Source organism: Lautropia dentalis (assembly GCF_003892345.1).
Taxonomy (GTDB): Bacteria; Pseudomonadota; Gammaproteobacteria; order Burkholderiales; family Burkholderiaceae_E; genus Lautropia; species Lautropia dentalis.
Genome location: NZ_RRUE01000001.1, coordinates 898,928 through 922,177, shown reverse-complemented (window position 1 = coordinate 922,177; position 23,250 = coordinate 898,928). Strand labels below are relative to the sequence as shown.

The following is a 23,250-nucleotide window of genomic DNA, read 5'->3' as shown; positions in this document are numbered from 1 at the left end:
GACGGGAAATGGAATGACGAAATGACTAGAGTGCGATCAGCGCGGCGGTCACGCCGGCCTGCTTCAGGGCCTGCTGGGCCCGCTCGGCATCCTCGCGGGAGCCGAAGGGGCCGACACGTACCCGGATCCAGTCGGCATTGCCGGACTTGACGGTTTCCTGATAGGCGGTGAAGCCTGCCCGGCTGACACGGTCGACGGCGGCACGGGCGCTCTTCACATTGCTGTAGGCCCCCACCTGCACGAGGAAGCGGCGCTGCTGCTGGGCGGGCGGCGTCTTGCCCCCCTTGGCCGGGGCATCCACCTGGTCGATCAGGCGGGCCAGCACATCAGGCCGGTCGGCCGGCGCAGACTGGCGGGCCTGGGCCATCGGCAGCGGTTTGGGCAGCGGCTGTGCGCCACCAGAATGTGTTGCAGCAGCGCCCGGCTGGCCGGCTGGTGCAGCGGCAGCGCCGGGCTGCCCCCTGCGGGCAGCGGCGGCCTGCGCCTCGGCTGCCCGGCCAGCCGCATGGCGGGCCTCCGCAGCCTGGCGGGCCGCGGCCGCGGTGCGGGAAGCATCCGGCGTCTGGCCGGTGGCGGCGTCCATCCCCTCGCCACCGGCAGCCTCGTCGGCGCCCAGTCCGGGCAGGCGGGCGCCCGGCAGGTCACCGGGTGCCTGCGGCATGGCCTGGGAAGAGCCTCGGGCGGCGGCCCCCTCGTCGACCATCACCACCTGATCCGGCATGCTCATGGTGTCGCCGGTTTGCGGTGGCGTGACCCACGGACGGTCGGCCCGGGTGGTTTCGGTGGCGTTTTCCACCGTCATGGGCAGTGAACGCAGGCCGGTGCGGGGTTCGGACTCCAGCAGCATCGGCACGACGATGGCGGCCAGCAGACACAGCGCAATGGCACCCACCAGCCGCTGGCGGGCCTTTTTCTTCTCGGGAAGCAGCGGATCGGCAGCGGCGTCGGAGCCGGTACGGGATTTCGGACGCGACATCAGTGTGGGCGGGAGATTTCCTGGGTGGCGTCGTGAAACGCCTGCGGCGGTTCCTGAAGTTGCTCCCTGACCGCCGGCAGGGCCTGCGCAACGGTAACGAACGAGCCAAAGACGAGGATTCTATCATTCAGGTCAGCCTGCCTGCGCGCCAGACGCAAACCTTCGTCCGGCGTGGTACTGCACACCACAGTCCGGTTGATGCCCTTTTTCGGATCCTTCAGGTCGGTGATGCCCGCAGCATGCAGACAGTCTTCGAGCATCTGCGCACTGGCGCCCCGCGGCCCCGGCAGATCGCAGCAGATCCAGTGATCGACATGGTTGCGCAGGTGGGCGATCACGCCGTCGATGTCCTTGTCGGCCATCATGCCGAACACGGCGTACGTTTCGGGGTGATAGGCCATGTTGCCCAGGTTGGCCACCAGATGGCCGGCCGCATGCGGGTTGTGCCCCACGTCCAGAATGATGGTCGGCTGGCCCGGCATGACCTGGAAGCGCCCGGGAATGTCCACCAGCGCCAGACCACGACGGATGTCCTGCGCCCCCACCGGCAGCTGCGGGCGCACCGCCTGCAGGGCCGCCAGCGCCCCGGAGGCATTGAGCAGCTGGTTCATCCCGCGCAGCGCCGGATAGGCCAGGCCGCTGCGCCGTGCCCCGCGCCCGCTCCACGACCACTGCTGCCGGTCGCCCGCATAGTTGTAGTCGCGCCCGAGCAGCCACAGGTCGGCACCGATGGTTTCGGCGTGCCTGATCAGGCTTTTCGGGGGGTGCGGATCGCTGCAGATGGCCGGCTTGCCGGCACGAAAAATATGGGCCTTCTCCAGCCCGATGGCCTCGCGGTTGTCACCCAGCCAGTCGGCGTGATCGATATCGACACTGGTGACGATGGCGCAGTCGGCATCGACCAGATTGACCGCGTCCAGCCGTCCACCCAGGCCGATCTCCATCACCAGCGCATCCAGTAGCTGTCCGGAAAACGCCAGCAGCATCACCAGCGTGGTGAACTCGAAGTACGACAGCGAGACATCACCGCGCGCCAGCTCCACCCGCTCGAACAGCGGCAGCAGCGCCTCGTCGGACAGCTCCTCGCCATTGATGCGGATGCGCTCGTTGAAGCGGATCAGGTGCGGCGAGGTGTGGCAGCCCACCCGGTAGCCGGCCGCCAGCAGGATGGCTTCGAGCATGGCGCAGGTCGAACCCTTGCCGTTCGTGCCCCCCACGACGAACTTGACCCCGGGCAGTGAGACACCGAGCCGCCGCCAGACCTGCCCCACCCGTTCGAGCCCCAGATCGATGGGGCGCACATGGCGGGTTTCGAGCAGCGAAAGCCAGGCATCCAGGGTGGTGGGCAGCGTGAAGGCAGGCATGGTCAGGATCGAACAGAGGACTTTCGGGCAGGAAACAGGCTCAGGCCGGCACCTCGGCCGCTGCCGCCCCGGCATCCGGCGTCAGCGCATCGGCCGGCGTCTCACGCACCAGCGCCGGCCGCTTCTGCAGCAGCGCCGCCAGGTCGGAGAGTGTCTCGCGCATGTCCTTGCGATGCACGATCATGTCGATGGCGCCCTTCTGCAGCAGAAACTCGGCCCGCTGGAAGCCCTCGGGCAGCTTTTCGCGCACCGTCTGCTCGATCACGCGCGGGCCGGCAAAGCCCACCAGCGCGTTGGGTTCGGCAATCACCACATCACCCAGGAAAGCAAAGCTGGCCGACACACCGCCCATGGTCGGGTCGGTCAGCACCGAGAAGTACGGCAGCCGCTCCGAGCCCAGCCGGCTCAGCGCCGCCGTGGTCTTGGCCATCTGCATCAGGGACAGCAGGCCCTCCTGCATGCGCGCCCCGCCCGAGGCCGCAATGGAGATGAACGGGCAACGCTTCTCGATGGCGCGCTCCACGCCCCGTTCGAAGCGCTCGCCCACCACTGAACCCATCGAGCCACCCATGAAGTCGAACTCGAAGCATGCCGCCACCACCGGCCGGCCTTCGATGGTGCCTTCCATCACCACCAGCGCATCGGTCTCACCGGAATTGCTGCTGGCCTGCGACAGGCGGTCGGTGTACTTCTTCGAGTCCTTGAACTTCAGCGCGTCCACCGGCCGGACCTCCTGACCCAGCTCCTGGCGGCCATCGGCGTCCAGCAGGCGCTCCAGCCGCAGCCGGGCCCGCAGCCGCATGTGATGGTCACACTTGGGGCAGACGTTGAGGTTCTTTTCCAGCTCGGTGGAGTACAGCACCGCATCGCACGCGGGGCACTTGACCCACAGTCCCTCCGGCACCTGCTTGGCGCGCGACGAACTGTTGGAGCGCTTCAGGCCCGGGGGCAGGATCTTGTCAAGCCAGCTCATGGATTCTGCTTCCTGTTGGTTGGCAGTAGGGATAGGAAGATGCCGCCCCGTGCCGGAACAGCATGGGCGGCATGATAAAACAGAATCGGGGCCAGCTTCAGGGGATGTGGTGGGCGTGTTCTTCCCTGCAAAACCCCTTTGGGCGTGCAGGACAAGGCGGTGGGGCCGCAGGATCCTCGATGGCCTCGAACAGTCAGGACGCCCAAAGGGGAATTCCCTTCGGGCCGACTCCGGCATGACCTGCCGGCGAGGCTCCGGGACAACGTTCTGGCACTGCGGCCCGAACGGCATGCCAACCCCGCCCCGCGCCGGACGGACCCCGCCGGTAGCCCGTCAGGCCGACGCTGCCTTGCGCGGCGGCACGGCATCGATGGCCTGGCGCACCCCGGCCAGCCACGCCTGCGCCCGCTGCGGCGCACCGGCCGGCTCGCCGGTTTCCAGCACCTCGATCAGCCGGCTGCCGATCACCACCGCATCGGCAAAGGCCGCCACACGCGCGGCCGTGGCGGCATCCTTGATGCCGAAGCCCACGCCCACCGGCAGGCGAACCGCCTCGCGGATGGCCGGCAGCGCCCGCGCCACCGCATCGGTATCGAGATGGCCGGCGCCGGTCACGCCCTTGAGCGACACATAATAGACATAGCCACTGGCGATCTCGCCCACCAGCCGGTAACGCGCCGGCGTGGACGTGGGCGCCAGCAGATAGATCAGGTCGATCCGGTGACGCCGCAGCGCCGCCGCGTAGTCCTGCGCCTCTTCGGGCGGGCAGTCCACCACCAGCACGCCATCCACCCCGGCCTGGGCCGCAGCATCGGCAAAGCGCTGCAGGCCCATGGCCTCGATGGGGTTGCAGTAACCCATCAGCACGATGGGGGTATGCGCATTCTCGCGACGGAACTCGGTCACCAGGGCCAGCACCTTCGCCAGGCTCATGCCGGCGGCCAGCGCCTGGTCATTGGCGCGCTGGATGGTGGGGCCGTCGGCCGCCGGGTCGGAGAACGGCACGCCCAGTTCGATGATGTCGGCACCACCCGCCACCAGCGCCCGCAGCACGTCCAGCGACAGGTCCGGCTGCGGAAAGCCGGCCGTCACATAGGGGACCAGCGCAGCCCGGCCGGCCTTCGCCCGTTCGGCCAGGACGGCTGCGATGCGAGGTGAACCATTCTGCCCGGCAACGGCTTCCGGCGTGTGCTGTCCGTTGTTGCGTGTATCTGTCATGGCGCTCACCCCCACTGCTGGCCGCTCTGCTGGGCCACCGTGTGCATGTCCTTGTCACCCCGGCCCGACAGGTTGACGAGGATGATCTGGTCCTTGCCCATGGTGGGCGCCAGGCGTACGGCCTCGGCCAGCGCGTGGCTGGATTCGAGCGCCGGGATGATGCCCTCGATGTGGCAGCAGTCGTGAAACGCCTTCAGTGCCTGTTCATCGTCGATGGGCACATAGCGCGCCCGGCCGGTGTCCTTGAGCCAGGCATGCTCGGGCCCCACGCCCGGATAGTCCAGCCCGGCCGACACCGAGTGTGTCTCGATGACCTGGCCGTCGGCATCCTGCAGCACATAGGTGCGGTTGCCGTGCAGCACCCCCGGCACACCACGCTGCAGCGAGGCTGCGTGCCGGCCCGAATCGAGCCCGTGACCGGCCGCTTCCACCCCGACCAGCTGCACGTTTTCGTACGGGATGTAGGGATGGAAGATGCCGATGGCATTGGAGCCACCGCCCACGGCGGCGATCACCACGTCCGGCTGGCGGCCGGCGTACTCGGGCATCTGCGTCAGGCACTCCTGGCCGATCACGGCCTGGAAGTCGCGCACCATCATCGGGTACGGATGCGGGCCGGCCACGGTGCCGATGATGTAGAAGGTGTCATCGACATTCGTCACCCACACGCGCATGGCCTCGTTGAGCGCGTCCTTGAGCGTCTTCGAGCCCGACTCGACCTCCACCACCTTCGCCCCCAGCAGGTTCATCCGGTAGATGTTCTGACGCTGGCGGGCGGCATCGACGGAGCCCATGTACACCGTGCAGTCCAGCCCGTAACGGGCCGCCACCGTGGCGGTGGCCACGCCGTGCTGGCCGGCACCGGTTTCGGCGATCAGCCGGGTCTTGCCCATGCGGCGGGCCACCAGGGCCTGGCCGATGGCGTTGTTGATCTTGTGTGCACCGGTATGGTTGAGATCTTCCCGCTTGAAGTAGATCTGCGCCCCGCCCAGCAGCTGCGACCAGCGCCTGGCGTGATAGACCGGGCTGGGCCGGCCCACGAAATGGGCCAGCTCGTCACGGAACTCGGCCTGGAAATCGGGGTCGTTGCGGAAGCGCTCATAGGCCTCGCGCAGCTCCGCCAGGGCGCTGATCAGCGTTTCGGACACGAACAGCCCGCCATAAGGGCCGAAGTGCCCCGCTTCATCGGGGAAATCGTAGGAAACCATCGTCATCGATCCACGTTCGGGAGAAATAGCCAGGTTCAGCCATCCAGGCGGGCCGCATCGGCCCGCAGAACGGCTTCCATGAAGTGTGCCATTCTAACGGCGTCCTTCTCCCTGGCATCTGCCCCCTGAATACCGCTGGAGACATCGACCCCCAGGGGGTGTATCCTGCGGATGGCTTCACCCACGTTGTCCGGTGTCAGCCCGCCCGCCAGAATGAAGCGCTCGTCGGGAGACACCAGCGAGGTGTAGGGACTGTCGGGTTCGTGACGGGCGCGCACCAGCTCCATGCTGTCGAGCACCGCCCAGTCGAAGGCCGCCCCACTGCCCCCGAAACCCGGCCCGGCACTGTCCAGCAGGCAGCTCTCGGCCCCCGAAGCGACCATCAGCGCATGGGCCAGCATCACCGGGTCGGCCGGCACGCGACCGCGCTCCAGCAGGGCATTCCAGTCGGCCCATGAGCCCGCGCCGGTGTATGGGACGACCTGTTCGCCCACGACGTCCTGCACGCGGGAAGATGCCCGCAGTTCTTCGGGTGTGCCGCCCACCCGCAGTGCCTTCCAGTACGGAATGCGCCGCGCCCGCAGCGGGCGGAGATCGTCCGGGGTCTCGTCCCCGTGGGCCTGAACGACGTCCAGCCCCACCTGATCGACGGTGGCGATCACCTCATCCATGGGTGCGTTGACGAAGAGCCCCACGGCGCGGACCCAGGAGGGCAGCCGGCGGCGCAGACGGGCAGCCTCTTCCGGCTCGACATACCGTTTGCTGGGGCCGTAGAAGACGAAGCCGATGGCATCGACACCGAGGGCGACGGCGGTATCGATGTCCTGCCTGCGGACGAGGCCGCAGAATTTAACGCGGGTGCGGAGGGGCATGGTTGGTATGGGGCGATGCGCGGGAGAGATGGAGCTATGGTAGCGGGTCTGGGGCGCAATTCATGGAAGACGGCTTTGTTGAGGGCCCCGAACTGCGAGATGCTTCTTTCGCTCCACACTGGCGCGAACGGCCATTGCACTTCGTTGGTACGGTTCACCCGCGACTGCGTGAAGTTGCGAAAGAAGCATTCCTCCGCCGGGGTTTCGGTTCGCGAAAGACGACTTCGAGAGGGGCGCCGTCCGGAGCGGGAATCTCCTGCGGCTCAGCGTTCAATGAAGGTTTGTTGCCCACGACCTTCGTCGTGGTCAACAAACCTTCATGCCTGTAGAGCGTGTCATGGACTCGTTCGTCCCCGCGCTGGCTTCGAATCCGTGTGCTGACAAGGCGCACTGCGCAGGCAAGGCTGGCCGCCTTGCCAAGCAGGGCAACGCCGGCAGCGCACGGATTCGGAGCCAGCCCGGAGGGAAACCCCCTTTGGGCGCGCATGACTGCGTTGGCAGCGCCTTGAAGCCATTAAGGATTCTGCGGCCCTGCCGCCTTGTCCTGCACGCCCAAAGGGGGTTTCGCGGGGACGAACGAGCCCATGACACGCTCTCGCACTTCCCGACAACCGGGCTGCGCCCGCCCGTCAGGAAGTGTTCACGGCTACCACGAAATCGCCGCAGGAGGCTCTCCCTCCGGACGGCGCTTCACAGGTTCGCGCGTTACGGCTCCGAACAGAGAAAAGGTGAACTACCGGCAAAACGCGTTTTACCCCCACTCAGGTGCGGCGCACTCAGACCAGCCCGGCCAGGGACAGGGGTTCGTCACCCCGGCCCGGGAAGGACCACGGGGCCTCGTAGCGTACGGAGGCCAGGTACAGACCGCCGGCTGCGAAGGTGGGCGCGCCGGCCGAACGGGAACGGGCAGCCAGCACCTCGGCCAGCCAGGAGACCGAACGGCGGCCATCACCCACGTAGACCAGCGAGCCCACGAGGTTGCGCACCATGTGGTGCAGGAAGGCATTGGCCGTCAGGCGCATCAGGATGAAGCCGCCATGACGCTCGATGGTCCAGTCTTCCAGCGTGCGGACCGGGGTGGCTGCCTGGCATTCGGCCGCCCGGAAGCTGCTGAAATCGTGCGTGCCCAGCAAGGCGCAGGCCGCCTCCTGCATGCGCGCCACATCCAGCGGGCGATGCGTCCACCCGGCCCGCCCCTGCCACAGCGGCGGCGCCACCGGGCTGTCGATCAGCACATACCAGTAGGTGCGCGCCCGCGCCGAGAAACGCGCATCGAAATCGGCATCGGCCGGAATGGGTACGGCCCAGCGCACCGCCACCGTATCGGGCAGGTGCGCATTGGCCCCCCGCACCCATGCCGTCGGTGGCCGTGCCACCGGCGAGGAAAACTCGATGATCTGTTCGAGCGCGTGCACCCCCGTATCGGTGCGCCCCGCACATCGCACCTCGATGGCCTGCCCCGCAATGGCCGACAGTGCACGCTCCACCGTCGTCTGGATGGATGGTGCCAGCCCAGGCTGCAGCGGCTGCTTCTGCCAGCCACAGAACCCCCGACCGTCATACGACACGCCGCACACCCAGCGGTGACGCGCCTCCCTGTCTCCATCCTGCAAGGACAGCTCCGCATGCGCATTCTCCCGGAACGGAACGGCCCTCACTCCGTCCCCGGGCGGTGCCATGGACACGGGCGCAACGGCAGACACATTGGCAGTCACATTGCAAGGATCATCAGCCTGACTCATGGCTTCGGATGATACCGAACCCCGCCCATCTTCCTCATGAGATCAGCCCGGACAGGCGAAAGGATCTGTCGCACCATCGCACATCAGCGGCCTCCGTATCGAAGCCGCAATGTCCAAACCTGCGAAGCACCGTCCGGCGCGTGTGCCTCCTGCGGTGATTTCGTGGTAGCCGTGAACACTTCCTGACGGGCGGGCGCAGCCCGGTTGTCGGGAAGTGTTGCAGGCATGAAGGTTTGTTGACCACGACGCAGGTCGTGGGCAACAAAACTTCATTGAACGTATGAACCGCAGGAGGTACACGCGCCGGACGGTGCCCCCTCGAAGCCGTCTTCCGTGAACCGAAGCCGTTTTCCGTGAACAGAAAGCCTTCCTCCCCCCAAAACGAAACCGGCCCGGGCATCCTTCACGGACCCCCGGGCCAGTCATTCGGGCACCACCCTCACCCCGCAGGGTGAGGGCCTCTCACCAGCCAATCACAGATCGGCCAGCAGATCCCGTGCACGCTGCTGCTGCGAAGCGTCACCGCCCTGCAGCACCTCTTCCAGCAGCTCGCGCGCCCCTTCCTTGTCACCGATCTCGACATAGGCCGAGGCCAGATCCAGCTTCGAGGCCATTTCCTGCCACTGGCTGGAGGCCGCACCGCTCATCGTGATCGGACCCGAGATCGTCGACGGCGACAGATCCAGACCGATCGAACCCAGATCGGAGGCACTCTGCGTATGGTCGCCCATGTCCAGCGACTCGGTGATCGTCGTGTCGATGTTCAGATCGGTCACCGTGCTCGGGCCATCGTCCATGTCCAGCGGCGCATCCAGATCCAGCGACGGCAGCTCCACACTCGGCATGGCCGACAGTGGGCCCGAACGGGTCGACTGGAAGGTGGCCGGCTGGGCCTCGGCATGCGCCGGTTCCTCGTGCGCCTGGGCCGTTGCGGCGCCCTCGAACTGCAGGCCGTTGTCCTGTTCGGCCGGCTGCGCAGCCTCGGCTTCCTGGGCGGCCGGCTCGGCCACGGCGGCGGCACCTGCCACACCGGCGGCGGCCGCGGCTGCCATGCCGGCCATGCCCGCATCCGATCCAACCGTCGTGTGCGAAGCTGCGGCCGACGAACCGTCACCGTACAGCGGATTGTCCGGATCCAGCGCAGCACCCATGCTGGTCACACGCGACCATTCCTCGTTCAGGCCACCGGTCATGTCGTGCATTTCGCGCGCCATCTGGCTGAACGCCACGGTGTCCTTGCGGCTGGAGAAGATTTCCAGCAGCTTCAGGCGAATGGCCTGGCGCTCGGGCTGGCGTTTCAGCGCCTCGCGCAGGATTTCCTCGGCCTGGGTCTCGCGGCCGTAGGCGATGTACACCTCGGCCTCGGCAATCGGATCGACCTCGGTCGGCGTGGCTTCGCTGATCGTGGTGATCTGCGTGCTGGCACCGGTCATGGTGTCGACGCTCTGGCCACCGGTGGTACCGAACAGCGAGTTGGCGGTGAACTCGTCGGCGCTGATGCTGTCGGAGAAGCCGTCATCCTCGCGGCGGCGGCGACGCATCATCCAGAAGCCCAGACCGGCCACCACGGCAGCCACGCCCAGACCCGGCAGCAGCATCGAGTTCTGCGACAGGCCGTCGATGAAGCTGCCCTCGCCTTCGCGCTCGCCCTCGTTGACCGGAGCGGGCTTGGGCATGTTCTCGCCATGCTTCTCGGTGTCGGCCGCGCCGGTCACCCGTTCGACCTCGGCCTTGGCATCGGCAGCAGCCTTCTCGGCAGCCGATTTCTCATCACCGCCAGCCTGCTGGTCCTTGCCATCGGCAATGGCCTTGGCGTCAGCCGTGGCTTTCTCGGCTGCGGCCTTGTCGGCAGCAGCCTTGTCAGCAGCAGCTTTCTCGGCGGCGGCTTTCTCGGCAGCAGCCTTGCCGGCGGCCTGTTTCTCTTCGGCAGCCTTCTTCTCGGCGGCCGCCTTGTCTTCGGCCGCTTTCTTCTCGGCCGCCAGTTTGTCGGAGGCGGCCTTGGCATCGGCTGCCAGCTTGTCGGCAGCAGCGCGGGTCTGGGCGGCTTTCTCGGCCACGGCCTTCTCGGCAGCGGTCTTGGCCTCGCCCGCCTTGTCGGTCACCTGGCCAGCGGCTTCGCGGGCCTTGTCGGCTGCCGCCGTGGCGGCCGCGGCCACCGTGCCGCTCACCTGGGCACCGGCCGCACGGGCCCTGTCCAGCTGGGCCTGCAGGTCGGCCAGCGACTTGTCCTTCAGCTCCAGCATGCTCTTGAGCGCGCCGACGTTCTTTTCCAGCTCGGCAATGCGGCTGTTGGCCTCTTTCAGGGCCGCGTCACGGGCGACCTGGGCCTCGGCGTCACGTACGCCCACGCCCTTGCCATCCTTCGTGCCTTCCGAGCGGCTCAGCTCCAGGCGGTCGCTGCTGCCTTCGGCGCCATTGCGGGCGTCATCGACCTGGGCCGAGACGGCACCGCTGGCCGTGGTGCCGCCCGTATTGGACTTGACCTCCGGCACCGCACCGGCCATGCGCTCCTTGTAGGTGCGGAAGTCGCGGGCGGCCATGCGCAGCTGGCGGCCGGCCTCGGCGCTGTCGATGGCAGCGATCTCGCCTTCCGACGGGATGGTCAGCTCGCGGCCTTCGCGAATCAGGTTGGGGTTGTTCTGGATGAACGAATTCGGGTTCGTGCGGTAGATGGCCACGATGGTTTGGTCCAGCGTGGCGCTGGCCGGACGGACACGCCGGGCGATCATGCCGAGCGTCTCGCCCCGGCCCACCGTCACCACACCGCCCTCGGACTGTGCGTCCCGGCCGGCAGGCCCCTGGGCGGCAGCCTCCTTCCGGGCATCGCTGCCGGCGCGGGCGCCCTGCTGGGCGCTGCGGTCGTGGCTGACCAGCCTGCCGGTGGACGGATCGAGGGTGCGCACGGCACCATGGTTGCCGGCGGCTGCGCCCGTGGCGCCCGATGCCGTGGCGGCGCCGGCCACGGGCGCATTGCCCGAGCGGCTGGCCTGGCTGGCCTTCTGCTGGACCGGGGGATCCAGCAGGAACGTGTACTCACGGCTGAAGGTACCCGAGGCCCAGCTCAGTTCGACCACCAGATCGACGAACGGATCGTTGATCGGCTTGCTGGACGTGACCTTGATGAAGTAGCGGCCGCCCCGGTTCTCGACGGCCATGCGCACGCCGGACAGGGCTTCCTTGTACTGCAGGCCCACACGGCTGAACGCCTCGGGGGAGGCGATCTTGGCGGTGAGGGTATCGGCCTCGTCGGCCGAGACGGCAGTGACCTCGACCTCGGCGCGCAGCGGCTGCCCCAGGGCAGACTGGACCGTCAGACGACCAAGACCGGCAGCCTCGGCGGACGAGACGCCACCACCGGACAGGACCGCCAGCGCAACGGCAACCGCAGCCGCGACCTGGCCGCGCCCGGAGCCACCAGACGTCATGGAATGCTTTTTACTGCGGGGCTGTTCAGACAAGGTACCACCTCTTACAGGACTTGGAACGAAACACACTTTCTGGAAAGACCGGCCACCCTCTCGCTTCGTGCGACTCCGGCGGCCGGCAGCAGGCCAAAACTTCGGTTGATTGGACGGATCACTGTGCAGCCAGCGGGCGCTCCAGCACGATTCTCAGCATCCGGCGCAGCGGTTCGGCAGCCCCCCACAGCAGCTGGTCGCCAACCGTGAAGGCACTGAGGTAGCCCTTGCCGAGCTTGAGCTTGCGCAGGCGGCCGATCGGCACGTCCAGCTTGCCGGTCACGGCCGTCGGCGTCAGTTCTGCCAGCGTTGCCTCACGATCGTTGGGCACCACCTTCACCCAGTCGTTGGCACCGGCCAGCATCTCTTCGATGGCCGGCAGCGGCAGATCCTCGCGCAGCTTGATGGTCAGAGCCTGGCTGTGGCAGCGCATGGCGCCCACCCGAACGCAGATGCTTTCGACGGGGATGTGACTGTCATCCGTCCGGCCCAGCATCTTGTTCAGCTCGGCGTCGCCCTTCCACTCCTCGCGCGACATGCCATCGCCCAGATCCTTGTCGATCCAGGGCAGCAGGCTGCCGGCCAGCGGATGGCCAAACTGTTTGACAGGGAAATCCGCGCTGCGCATGGTTTCGGCCACCCGACGGTCGATGTCCAGGATGTTCGATCCCGGATCCGACAGTTCGGTTGCCACCGATGCGTGGATTGCGCCCATCTGACTGACCAGCTCCCTCATGTGTTGTGCACCACCGCCAGAGGCGGACTGATAGGTCATTGCAGAGACCCACTCGACCTGGTCTGCCTGCAGCAAACCGCCGAGAGCCATCATCATCAGGCTAACCGTGCAGTTACCGCCAATGAAATCCCGATTACCGGTTTGTATGGCCGCATCAATGACATGCCGGTTCACCGGATCCAACACGATCACGGCCCGTTTGTCCATGCGCAGGGTCGAGGCGGCGTCGATCCAGAAGCCCTTCCAGCCGGCCTCGCGCAGCTTCGGATGCATGTCCGTCGTGTAGTCGCCACCCTGGCAGGTCAGGATCACATCGAGCTTTTTCAGGGCGTCCACATCATGGGCGTCACCCAGCGGTTCGGTACCCATCGGGGCCTTGCCACCGGCGTTGGATGTGCTGAAGAAGACCGGCTCGAAAAGGTCGAAATCCTTCTCGGCACGCATGCGGTCCATCAGCACCGACCCCACCATGCCACGCCAGCCCACCAGGCCTACCCGATATTTCCTGCTCATGATCTTTCCTGTTCCCTGCTTGGTCGAATCCGGCCTGCCCAGCGGCAGGACCGGCACTGCAGCCCTCATGCGGCGATGCACCGGAAACATTCCGTGTCATCACCCCGACAAATGACCTGCCGTCGATGGGCGCGGCCACAGCAGGCGCCCATTACAACATTTTCGGCGCGCGAATGCTGCGCGCGCCGTGGCCTTTACAACAAATAAATATCCTGCCCATGACTGCGCGCAGGAGCGTCCGCCCTGACCAGCCGGATGGTGCCAGTACCGGATGGCACCTGCACCGGTTGGCACCGCACCGGATGGTGCCTGCGCCGGATGGCACCTGCCCTGCGCCCCTGCCCGCCTGCCGGAAAGCGGCGGATGACACGAACGGCCAGATCATCCGCCGGCGATGCCGCGCGCCCCTCAGAGGGCCGCCACCACGGCGTCGCCCATTTCGGAGCAGCCCAGCACCTTCTCGCCCGGCCGGGCAATGTCGGCCGTACGGGCGCCGGCGGCCAGAACCTTCCGCACCGCCTGCTCCACACGTACCGCAGCGGCCTCCTGGTCGAGCGAATAGCGCAGCAGCATGGCCAGCGACAGGATCGTGGCCAGCGGGTTGGCCCGGTTGGTGCCGGCGATGTCGGGTGCCGAGCCATGGATGGGCTCGTACATGCCGAAACCGCTGGCATTGAGCGAGGCCGAGGGCAGCATGCCGATGGAGCCGGTCAGCATGGAGGCGGCATCGGACAGGATGTCGCCGAACATGTTGCCGGTCACGATGACATCGAACTGCAGCGGACGCCGGATGAGCTGCATGGCAGCGTTGTCGACGTACATGTGCGACAGTTCCACATCCGGATAGTCGCGGGCGACTTCCGTCACGACATCGCGCCACAGCTGGGTGGTTTCCAGCACGTTGGCCTTGTCCACCGAGCAGACCCGGCGGTTGCGCTTGCGGGCAGCCTCGAAGGCCCAGCGGGCAATCCGCCGGATTTCGGACTCACTGTAACGCATGGTATCAAAACCTTCACGTTCCCCCGCGTCATTCACATGAATGCCCCGCGGTTTTCCGAAGTAGATGTCGCCCGTCAATTCTCGCAGGATCAGCAGATCCAGCCCGGCCACCAGGTCGGGTTTGAGCGGGCTGGCCTCGGCCAGTTCCGGATAGACCAGTGCCGGACGCAGGTTGGCGAACAGGTCGAAGTGCTTGCGCAGGCGCAGCAGCCCCTGCTCGGGCCGCGAGGAACGCGGCAGCGCATCGTATGCCGGGCCGCCCACTGCCCCGAACAGGATGGCCTGGGCCGATTCGCAGACCTTCAGCGTCTCGTCGGGCAGCGGATCGCCCTTGGCATCGAAGGCTGCCCCGCCGACCAGGGCGCTTTCGGTCTGCACCTCCAGCCCGTCGCGCACCAGCACATCCAGTACCCGCACGGCCTGCGCGGTGATTTCGGGACCGATGCCATCACCGGCCAGCACTGCAATCTTCTTCGTCATGTCCTGCGGATCCCTCAAAAACGGACAGGAAGGCCGAAACGCCGCACGGCCGGATGCCCTGCAGCATCCCGTTGCCGTGAAGCGTCCGCCTTCCTGTCCTGGTTGCCTTCATCGCACGGCGCGCACGATGTCGCCGGGTGTGGTCCCCTGAACTCCATGTCCGGTCGCCCCCGTCACGCGACGCGCACGCAGCCGCCCTGCCCCGTCCACATGACGGGGGCCTCACGGCCGGCTGTCCGCCCCTCACCGGCCCAGACTGGCCTGCAGCCAGGGCTCGGCCTGGAAGCGCCGGGCCTCGTAGGCCCGGATGTCGTCGGCGTGCTGCAGCGTCAGCCCGATCTCGTCCAGCCCGTTGAGCAGGTTGTTCTTGCGGAAGGCATCGATCTCGAAGGCGCCGATCACCTCGCCCTGGGTGGTGGTGACCACCTGGTTGGGCAGATCGATGATCAGCTCATAGCCCACGAAGGCCTTCACGTCGTCGAAGATGCGCGACACCTCGCGCTCGCTCATCTTCAGCGGCAGCAGCCCGTTCTTGAAACAGTTGTTGTAGAAAATGTCGGCAAAACTGGGGGCGATGATGCAGCGGAAACCGTAGTCGTCCAGCGCCCAGGGGGCGTGCTCACGCGACGAACCACAGCCGAAGTTCTCGCGCGCCACCAGAATGGACGCGCCCTTGTAGCGCGGCTGGTTGAGCACGAAATCGGGGTTGATAGGCCGCGTGCTGTTGTCCTTGCCGGGCTCGCCCACGTCCAGATAGCGCCATTCGTCGAACAGGTTGGGGCCGAAGCCCGAGCGCTTGATCGACTTCAGGAACTGCTTGGGGATGATGGCGTCGGTATCGACGTTGGCCCGGTCGAGCGGGGCCACGATGCCGCGATGCACATTGAATACCTTCATGCCAGCCTCCGCACGTCCACGAAATGTCCGAACACGCCCGCCGCAGCCGCCATGGCCGGGCTGACCAGATGGGTACGGCCGCCAGCCCCCTGCCGCCCCTCGAAGTTGCGGTTGGAGGTGGAGGCACATCGTTCACCGGGGTCGAGCCGGTCGGCGTTCATGGCCAGGCACATCGAGCAGCCCGGATCACGCCATTCGAAGCCCGCCTCCCGGAAGATGCGGTCGAGCCCCTCGGCCTCGGCCTGGGCCTTCACCAGCCCCGAGCCGGGCACCACCATGGCCAGACGGACATTGTCGGCCCGGCGGCGGCCACGCACCACGGCAGCGGCAGCCCGCAGGTCCTCGATGCGCGAGTTGGTGCACGAACCGATGAACACCTTGTCCACCTGGATGGACGAGATGGGCATGTTGGGCTGCAGGCCCATGTACTGCAGCGCGCGGGCCATGCCCTCGCGCTTGACGCTGTCCTTCTCGCGGTCGGGATCGGGCACGCGCTCGTCCACCGCCACCACCATTTCGGGGGAGGTCCCCCAGGTGACGTAGGGGCGCAGCTCGGCCGCGTCCATCCGCACCACCAGGTCGAAATGGGCCCCCGGGTCGCTGTGCAGCGTGCGCCAGTAGCGCACGGCCACCTCCCAGTCGTTGCCCTTCGGCGTCATGGGCCGGTCGCGCAGGTAGGCCATGGTGATGCCGTCGAAGGCCACCAGGCCGCTGCGTGCTCCGGCCTCGATGGCCATGTTGCAGACGGTCATGCGCCCTTCCATCGACATCTCGCGGAACACCGACCCGCCGAACTCGATGGCATAGCCGGTACCGCCCGCCGTACCGATGCGGCCGATGATGCCCAGCGCCACGTCCTTGGGCGTGACGCCCGCCGGCAGCCGGCCGTCGACCTGCACCAGCATGTTCTTCGACTTGCGGGCCACCAGCGTCTGCGTGGCCAGCACGTGCTCGACCTCGGAGGTGCCGATGCCATGGGCCAGCGCCGCAAAGGCACCGTGCGTGCTGGTATGGGAATCACCACAGACCACCGTCATGCCCGGCAGCGTGGCCCCCTGCTCGGGACCGATGACGTGCACGATGCCCTGGCGCCGGTCGGCGATGTCGAAATAGGTCACGCCGTAGCGACGGGCATTCTTGCCCAGCGTCTCGACCTGCAGGCGCGCCACCGGGTCGGCAATGCCGTGCTCGCGGCCGGTGGTGGGCACGTTGTGGTCGACCACCGCCAGATTGGCATTGAGCCGCCACGGCTGCCGGTGCGCCTGCTCCAGCCCCTCGAAGGCCTGCGGGCTGGTCACCTCGTGCAGCAGGTGACGGTCGATGTAGAGCAGGCTGCTGCCATCGGGCTCGTTGCGGACGACGTGTGCATCCCAGAGCTTGTCGTAGAGTGTGCGGGCAATAGGTTCCATTTTCCGATTATGCCATGCCGATCGATAAATTTAGCAAATGGTGAGTGGACATGACGAACATGGTTCCGGAGCCCGGATATGTTGCATCATGTTGCAGACCAGTGGCTGCCGGAGGTGCTGCAGGCAACTCTGTCCAGACCGGGTGGATGCGATTCAGCGGCCGACGGGCCACCAGGGCCACCGGCCCGTCGCTTCCCCTGTGGCCGGGCTTCCGCATCGGACCTCCGCACCGAACTTCCGCACCGCGCTTCTGCATCAGCTTCCCGCATCGGGTTCCTGCACGGTTTTGCCCGCCCCTGCCCCCTGCATCACCCTGGTGGCCACCCGCCGTCCCCCTGCGGAATCCCGGCGGACTGCCCCTGCCCGGCATGCTCAGGGATGTGCCCGCTGGTACAGCGGTAGCACCCGTCCGGAATAATCCTGCAGATCCCTGATCCGGGTGCTGGCCGACGGGTGCGTGGACAGGAACTCCGGCGTGCTCCGCCCCTGGCTGGCCGAGGCCATCTTCTGCCACAGCGTGATGGCCGCCCGCGGATCGTAGCCGGCCCGGGCCGCCAGCTCCACGCCGATGCGGTCGGCCTCGGTTTCGTGCGTGCGGCTGTTCTTCAGCCCGAAGGTGGTCTGGTAGGCCAGCCGGCCCATGTCGGCCCCGGCATTGCCCAGGCCCATGCCGGCCGCGCCCACGTTGATCAGCAGCCCGGCCGTGGCCTGCTCGGAGGCGCGCTCGCGGGCATGCTCGCGCAGCGCGTGGGCGATCTCGTGGCCCAGAATGGCAGCCAGTTCGTCATCGGTGAGCTTGAGCTGGTTGATGATGCCGCTGTACACGGCAATCTTGCCGCCGGGCATGCACCAGGCATTCAGCTCGTCCGACTGGATGACGTTGACCTGCCAGTTCCACTTCAGCGCATCCGGCCGGAAGGCCCCCACCTGCGGAATGATCCGTCCGGCCACGTTGCGCACCCGGGCCGTCATGGCCGGATCGACGTTGAGTGCATGTTTCTGCTGGGCGCCCTGCATCACCTCGGCATAGGCCACCTTTGCACTCTCTTCCAGCTGCGCCTCCGACACCAGCGGCGACATGCGCTGCTTGCGGTTCAGGCCAATGGCCCCCTCGCCCGTCGTCTGTACGGTGGTACAGGCCACCACGGCGCCGGCCAGCAGGGAGGCTCCCAGCGTCTGCAGGGCCAGACGCCGCAGGCGCCGGCGGGCGACACGTCCGGCGGACGCAGCTTCGGAGGTCGAACGGATGGCTTTGGTCAGCATGGATGCTGTGCGCATGTATGTCCCAGGTTGAAATGAAAAAAATGGAGGTGTTCTATACGGCCCCGGCCGGCGCCTGCGCCGCAATCGGCGCCAGGCCCGAATCCACGTCGACACACTGGGCCCGATGCAGCAGGCAGTGCTCGATCAGCACCAGCGCCAGCATCGCCTCGGCAATGGGGGTGGCCCGGATGCCCACGCAGGGATCGTGCCGGCCCAGCGTCTGCACGTGCTGCGGATGGCCCTGCCGGTCGATCGAGCGGCGCTCGATGCGGATGCTCGACGTGGGCTTGATGGCCAGCGACACACGGATGTCCTGCCCGGTGGAAATGCCGCCCAGCACCCCCCCGGCCTCATTGCCGACGAAGCCTGCCGGCGTCAGTTCGTCACCATGCACCGAGCCCTTCTGCGTCACCGCGCCGAAGCCGGCACCGATCTCCACGCCCCGCACCGCGTTGATGGCCATCATCGCGTGGGCGATGTCGGCATCCAGGCGGTCGTAGAGCGGCGCGCCCAGCCCCACCGGCACGCCCGAGGCCTCCACCTCGATGCGGGCACCGATGGAATCGCCCTCGCGGCGCAGCGCATCCATGTATGCCTCCAGCTCGGGCACCCGGTCGATGTCGGCCGCGAAGAAGGGGTTCTGGTGCACGTCCTCCCAGCGTCCGAACGGCACGGCGATGTCCCCGAGCTGCGACAGATAGCCGCGGATGCGCACGCCGTGCCGTTCGGCCAGCCACTTGCGGGCCACGGCGCCGGCCGCCACCAGCGGAGCCGTCAGCCGCGCCGACGAACGTCCGCCGCCACGATGGTCGCGCAGGCCGTATTTCTGGAAATAGCTGTAATCGGCATGGCCCGGACGGAAGGTATCGGCCAGGTTGCCGTAGTCCTTGCTGCGGGCGTCCTGGTTGCGGATCAGCAGCGCAATCGGCGTACCGGTGGTAACGCCCTCGAACACGCCCGAAAGGATTTCCACCGCATCGGCCTCCTGGCGCTGCGTCACGTGCCGCGACGTGCCCGGCCGGCGCCGGTCCAGATCGGGCTGGATGTCGCCCACGTCCAGCGCCATGCCCGGCGGGCAGCCGTCGATCACGCAGCCGATGGCCGGTCCGTGCGATTCCCCGAAGGTCGTGACGGCAAACAGCCGTCCCAGTGTGTTTCCTGCCATAACCTCTCTACCTGTCAGCCTCGTTGCCTGTCATCAGCCTCTTTGCCTGTCAGCCTTGCTGGCAGCCCCCGAAAACCTCGCCCCCAGCCCCCCCGGGGAACCCTCTCACGACACGTACCGCCCCACCCGCGCCGCGATCTCGCCGGCCGGGAGCTGGGCCAGCATGGCGTCCACCGACGGTGTCTGCTCGACGCCGAACACCATCAGCCGCAACGGTACCGCCAGCTGCGGCATCTTCAGCCCATGATTTTTCAGGACCGTCTTCATCAGCGCGCCGATGGCCTCGCGGTCGCCCGCCACGGCCGGTAGCCCCGCCATGAATTCGGCCACGGCCGGCCTCACGGCATCGGTCAGTTTCTGGGCCAGCACGGCCGCATCCGGGGCCGGTGGCGCGAAGAAATGGGCCACCCAGTCGGTCAGCACCACCCAGGTGGGCGAACGGTCCTTCCAGAGCGCACACATCGCCGCCAGCCGGTCATCCGGCACGGGCTGGCCACCCAAAACCGCCGGCACGCCGCGTGCCTGCAGGCGCCTGCCGACCTCCGCCGCCAGTTCGGCATCGGGCAACGCCTTCAGGTACTGCTGGTTCACCCAGCGGAACTTGTCGAAATCGAGCTGTGCCGGCGACACCGACAGGTGCGAACCATCGAACCATTCGATGAGCTGCTCGCGCGAGAAAAGCTCATCGTCCCCATGGCTCCAGCCCAGCCGGGCCAGATAGTTGATGATGGCATCGGGCAGGAAGCCCTCTTCCTGGTACTGCAGAACCGACACCGCCCCATGCCGCTTGGACAGCTTCTGCCCGTCCGGCCCGTTGATCATCGGCAGGTGGCCATAGACCGGGGGCTCGGCCCCCAGCGCGCGCAGGATGTTGATCTGCCGCGGTGTGTTGTTGACGTGGTCATCGCCGCGGATGACGTGCGTGATGCCCATGTCCAGATCGTCCACCACCACACAGAAGTTGTAGGTGGGCGTGCCGTCCGAGCGGGCAATGACCAGATCGTCCAGCTCGGCATTGCCGATGCTGATGGTGCCCTTGACCATGTCGTCCCAGCTCACCACGCCGTCGTCCGGGTTGCGAAAGCGCACCACCGGCTTCACGCCGGCCGGCGGCGTCCGGCCGGTAGCGTTCTCGGGGCGCCAGCGGCCATCGTAGCGCGGCTTCTCGCCCCGGGCACGCTGCGCCTCGCGCATCGCTTCCAGCTCTTCGGGCGTGGCATAGCAATGGTAGGCACGGCCATCGGCTAGCATCTCGCCGATCAGCGCACGATAGCGGTCCATCCGCTGCATCTGGTAGAACGGCCCCTCGTCCTCCTTCAGGCCCAGCCAGGCCAGCCCTTCCAGAATGGCGGCCACCGCCTCGGGGGTGGAGCGTTCCACATCGGTGTCCTCGATGCGCAGCACATAGTCGCCACCGAAGTGCCGGGCAAAGGCCCAGGCATAGAGGGCCGTGCGCACCCCGCCAATGTGCAGGAAACCGGTGGGGCTGGGCGCAAAGCGGGTACGCACCCGGCCAACGGGTGTAGCAGGAGCAGTCATGATGTTCACAGGTATGAAAACGGCTGGGTGGCCCGATGGTAGAACAAAACCGCCACCAAACTTTTTTCAGGCCCAGGTTTGACGAACGGAATTTTCCCGTTATACTGCTGGCTTACCGGATGCGGCACGCCACGCAGTACAGCCTGCAGGGTGCCAAACTTCCTTCCGGGCGGTTAGCTCAGCGGTAGAGCACTGCCTTCACACGGCAGGGGTCACTGGTTCGAACCCAGTATCGCCCACCAATTCAAAAAGCAGCCCAGGCACATGCCCCGGCTGCTTTTTTCATTTCTGTATCCGACGTTCATTCCTGGCTGATGTACCGCCACCGCGGAGGAAATCGCCTTCCTGCAGACACCGGGCAGCGCTTTCTAGACCAGGCGCGGCACAGGCAAGACTGGCCGCCTTGCCAGGCAGGGCAACGCCGGCAGCGCAGGCAGGGCCGGCCGTCACATGAACGCAGCCGCTGCTGCTCCGGCACGACAGTTTCCGCATGGCAGCGCCGGCACGACAGCTTCCACACGGCTGCGACGGTCGCGGCCGCATCGGCTACATCTTGTAGGTGGCCAGCACGATGCTCGTCTCGGTGGCCTTGACGCCGGACATGGCACGGACGCTGCCGATGAGCTGTTCGAAGGCCTCCAGGTTTTCCAGCCGCAGCTCGGCCACGAGATCCCAGTGGCCATTCACCGAATGCAGCGTGACCACGGCCACATGGCCACGCAGCATGCGCATCACCGCCTCCTCGCGGTTGCTCTCCACCGCCACACTCATGATGGCGCGGATCTGCTGCGCATCCTCCTCGGGGCGCAGCCGCAGCGTATAGCCGACGATCACCCCGTCCTGCTCCAGCCGCGCAATGCGGTTCTGCACCGTGGCCCGCGCCACCTGCAGCTTCTTCGCCAGCGCCACCACCGGCATGCGTGCGTTCTCGCGCAGCAGGGCGATCAGCTGCCTGTCCAGATCGTTCATGCCGTTATCGTCTCCATTCGGGATATCCCTGAGCACCGGGGCGTGCCATTCATTCTGCCTGCATATACCATCCACAATGTACATAAAAGCGGTATTACTGACAACAAAGCCACTTCAAACTGGCAGCCCTCGCGGGAACAATCACGCCTTCCCGGAGGCCGCCCTGCCCGTGGCAGACCCCTCCCTTTCGATGCACTGCTGCGGCCGGCCCAGCACCGCGCAGCATCCTCACCCGGAGCCCGAACATGACCCGTTTCATCGATGTGCCCACGATGTCGAAACTGGTGTACGACATCGGCGTACCCCGCTTCATCGGCGAACTGGCCGACACCATCCGTGACGACTTCCGGCAGTGGCCGGATTTCGACAAATCCGCCCGCGTGGCCAACCACTCGGACATCGGCGTCATCGAACTGATGCCCGTCTCCAACGCCGAACGCTACGCCTTCAAGTACGTCAACGGCCACCCCAACAACTACCAGAAGGGCATGCCCACCGTCATGGCCTTCGGCGTGCTGGCCGATGTCGACACCGGCTACCCCGTGCTGCTGTCCGAGCTGACCGTGGCCACGGCACTGCGCACCTGTGCCACCTCGCTGATGGCCGCCCGTGCACTGGCCCGTCCCGACTCCAAGCGCATGGCCCTGATCGGCAACGGCGCCCAGAGCGAGTTCCAGGCACTGGCTTTCCACGCCCACCTCGGCATAAATGAAATCGCCGTCTACGATGTCGATCCGGCCGCCACCGAAAAGTTCATCCGCAACATGGCGGAGTACACGTCGCTGAAAATCATCCGCTGCAACTCCACGGCCGAGGCCGTGCGGGGGGCGGACATCGTCACCACCGTCACTGCCGACAAGACCTACGCCACCATCATCACCCCCGACATGCTCGAACCGGGCATGCACATCAACGGCGTGGGCGGCGACTGCCCCGGCAAGACCGAGCTGCACGCCGACGTGATGAAGGCCGGCCGCATCTTCGTCGAGTACGAGCCGCAGACCCGCATCGAGGGCGACATCCAGCAGCTGCCCGCCGACCACCCCACGGTGGACCTCTGGAAGGTGCTGGCCGGCATCGAGGAAGGCCGGCAGAGCCCCGAGCAGATCACCATCTTCGACTCGGTCGGCTTTGCACTGGAAGACTACTCGGTGCTGCGCTACGTCTACCAGCAGGCCCTGCTGCGCGGCGTCGGTGTGGACATCGAACTGGTGCCCGACAGCGACGATCCCAAGGACCTGTTCCGCTACACCCGGGGTGGCCGCAGCCGGGCCCGCATGCGCCGCGCCGCCTGACACACGCGGCCTGGCCCCGTGTGCAGGCGCTTCCGGGTACGGGCCACGCGTGCCGAACCCGGCCGACCTCGGTATCCACATGTGCGCGGGCGCGCCCGGATGCGGGATGCGTGTGCGCACCTGGCCGGCCTACGCCCCTCCCCCGTGCGTGCACGCTCCTGATATCGTGGGGTT

General features: G+C 67.0%; 17 protein-coding genes and 1 tRNA gene. 2 read left to right on the top strand and 16 right to left on the bottom strand.

The annotated features are described in order from the left end of the window. Positions 1 to 25: 25 nt before the first annotated feature. The 15 genes from EHV23_RS03595 to gltX form a co-directional block, all read right to left on the bottom strand. Positions 26 to 976 carry an SPOR domain-containing protein gene (locus tag EHV23_RS03595; protein ID WP_125094750.1) on the bottom strand — a complete coding sequence of 317 codons (951 nt, stop codon included), beginning with the start codon at positions 974 to 976 and terminating at the stop codon, positions 26 to 28. After that, complete coding sequence (gene folC / locus EHV23_RS03590; RefSeq protein WP_125094749.1) at positions 976 to 2,340, bottom strand: bifunctional tetrahydrofolate synthase/dihydrofolate synthase; 1,365 nt, start codon at positions 2,338 to 2,340, stop codon at positions 976 to 978. Before folC ends, EHV23_RS03595 begins: the two co-directional genes overlap by 1 nt. Before the next feature lie 40 nt (positions 2,341 to 2,380). Beyond that, entirely contained in the window at positions 2,381 to 3,313 is a 933-nt protein-coding gene (gene accD / locus EHV23_RS03585; RefSeq protein WP_125094748.1) for an acetyl-CoA carboxylase, carboxyltransferase subunit beta, read from the bottom strand. 333 nt (positions 3,314 to 3,646) lie between these two features. After that, positions 3,647 to 4,531: a tryptophan synthase subunit alpha gene (gene trpA, locus EHV23_RS03580; protein ID WP_125094747.1), complete on the bottom strand. Its 885-nt coding sequence runs from the start codon at positions 4,529 to 4,531 to the stop codon at positions 3,647 to 3,649. Positions 4,532 to 4,536: 5 nt separating this feature from the next. Next, positions 4,537 to 5,739 (bottom strand): tryptophan synthase subunit beta, encoded by a 1,203-nt coding sequence (trpB, locus tag EHV23_RS03575; RefSeq protein WP_125094746.1) that lies wholly within the window; start codon positions 5,737 to 5,739, stop codon positions 4,537 to 4,539. Positions 5,740 to 5,774: 35 nt separating this feature from the next. Further along, positions 5,775 to 6,611 carry a phosphoribosylanthranilate isomerase gene (locus EHV23_RS03570; protein WP_125094745.1) on the bottom strand — a complete coding sequence of 279 codons (837 nt, stop codon included), beginning with the start codon at positions 6,609 to 6,611 and terminating at the stop codon, positions 5,775 to 5,777. Positions 6,612 to 7,387: 776 nt separating this feature from the next. Beyond that, positions 7,388 to 8,179: a tRNA pseudouridine(38-40) synthase TruA gene (gene truA / locus EHV23_RS03565; RefSeq protein ID WP_238990256.1), complete on the bottom strand. Its 792-nt coding sequence runs from the start codon at positions 8,177 to 8,179 to the stop codon at positions 7,388 to 7,390. Positions 8,180 to 8,826: 647 nt separating this feature from the next. Then, entirely contained in the window at positions 8,827 to 11,778 is a 2,952-nt protein-coding gene (locus EHV23_RS03560; RefSeq protein ID WP_125094743.1) for a motility hub landmark protein FimV, read from the bottom strand. A gap of 151 nt (positions 11,779 to 11,929) precedes the next feature. Further along, the gene (gene asd, locus EHV23_RS03555; RefSeq protein WP_125094742.1) at positions 11,930 to 13,060 is read right to left on the bottom strand and encodes an aspartate-semialdehyde dehydrogenase; all 1,131 of its coding nucleotides are present in this window, start codon (positions 13,058 to 13,060) and stop codon (positions 11,930 to 11,932) included. A 408-nt stretch (positions 13,061 to 13,468) separates the two neighbouring features. Continuing rightward, positions 13,469 to 14,539 carry a 3-isopropylmalate dehydrogenase gene (gene leuB / locus EHV23_RS03550; RefSeq protein WP_125094741.1) on the bottom strand — a complete coding sequence of 357 codons (1,071 nt, stop codon included), beginning with the start codon at positions 14,537 to 14,539 and terminating at the stop codon, positions 13,469 to 13,471. Positions 14,540 to 14,782: 243 nt separating this feature from the next. Further along, on the bottom strand, positions 14,783 to 15,436 hold the full coding sequence (leuD, locus tag EHV23_RS03545) for a 3-isopropylmalate dehydratase small subunit (RefSeq protein WP_125094740.1): 654 nt from the start codon (positions 15,434 to 15,436) through the stop codon (positions 14,783 to 14,785). After that, positions 15,433 to 16,836: a 3-isopropylmalate dehydratase large subunit gene (leuC, locus tag EHV23_RS03540; RefSeq protein WP_125095492.1), complete on the bottom strand. Its 1,404-nt coding sequence runs from the start codon at positions 16,834 to 16,836 to the stop codon at positions 15,433 to 15,435. Before leuC ends, leuD begins: the two co-directional genes overlap by 4 nt. A gap of 381 nt (positions 16,837 to 17,217) precedes the next feature. Next, on the bottom strand, positions 17,218 to 18,108 hold the full coding sequence (locus EHV23_RS03535) for a M48 family metallopeptidase (RefSeq protein WP_125094739.1): 891 nt from the start codon (positions 18,106 to 18,108) through the stop codon (positions 17,218 to 17,220). Between the two features lie 52 nt (positions 18,109 to 18,160). Continuing rightward, positions 18,161 to 19,273, bottom strand: coding sequence for a chorismate synthase (gene aroC, locus EHV23_RS03530; protein ID WP_125094738.1), 1,113 nt, complete (start codon positions 19,271 to 19,273; stop codon positions 18,161 to 18,163). Positions 19,274 to 19,378: 105 nt separating this feature from the next. Next, complete coding sequence (gene gltX / locus EHV23_RS03525; RefSeq protein WP_125094737.1) at positions 19,379 to 20,812, bottom strand: glutamate--tRNA ligase; 1,434 nt, start codon at positions 20,810 to 20,812, stop codon at positions 19,379 to 19,381. 167 nt (positions 20,813 to 20,979) lie between these two features. Between gltX and EHV23_RS03520 the strand changes: the two genes are divergently transcribed. Beyond that, positions 20,980 to 21,054: transfer RNA gene (locus EHV23_RS03520), tRNA-Val, on the top strand. A gap of 304 nt (positions 21,055 to 21,358) precedes the next feature. Here the strand turns inward: EHV23_RS03520 and EHV23_RS03515 are convergent. Continuing rightward, a complete protein-coding gene (locus EHV23_RS03515) occupies positions 21,359 to 21,781 on the bottom strand; it encodes an Lrp/AsnC family transcriptional regulator (RefSeq protein WP_125094736.1) in 423 nt (140 codons plus the stop codon). Positions 21,782 to 22,026: 245 nt separating this feature from the next. On the opposite strand from EHV23_RS03515, the gene EHV23_RS03510 reads away from it, so the two are divergent. After that, positions 22,027 to 23,076 carry an ornithine cyclodeaminase gene (locus tag EHV23_RS03510; RefSeq protein ID WP_125094735.1) on the top strand — a complete coding sequence of 350 codons (1,050 nt, stop codon included), beginning with the start codon at positions 22,027 to 22,029 and terminating at the stop codon, positions 23,074 to 23,076. Positions 23,077 to 23,250 lie beyond the last annotated feature (174 nt).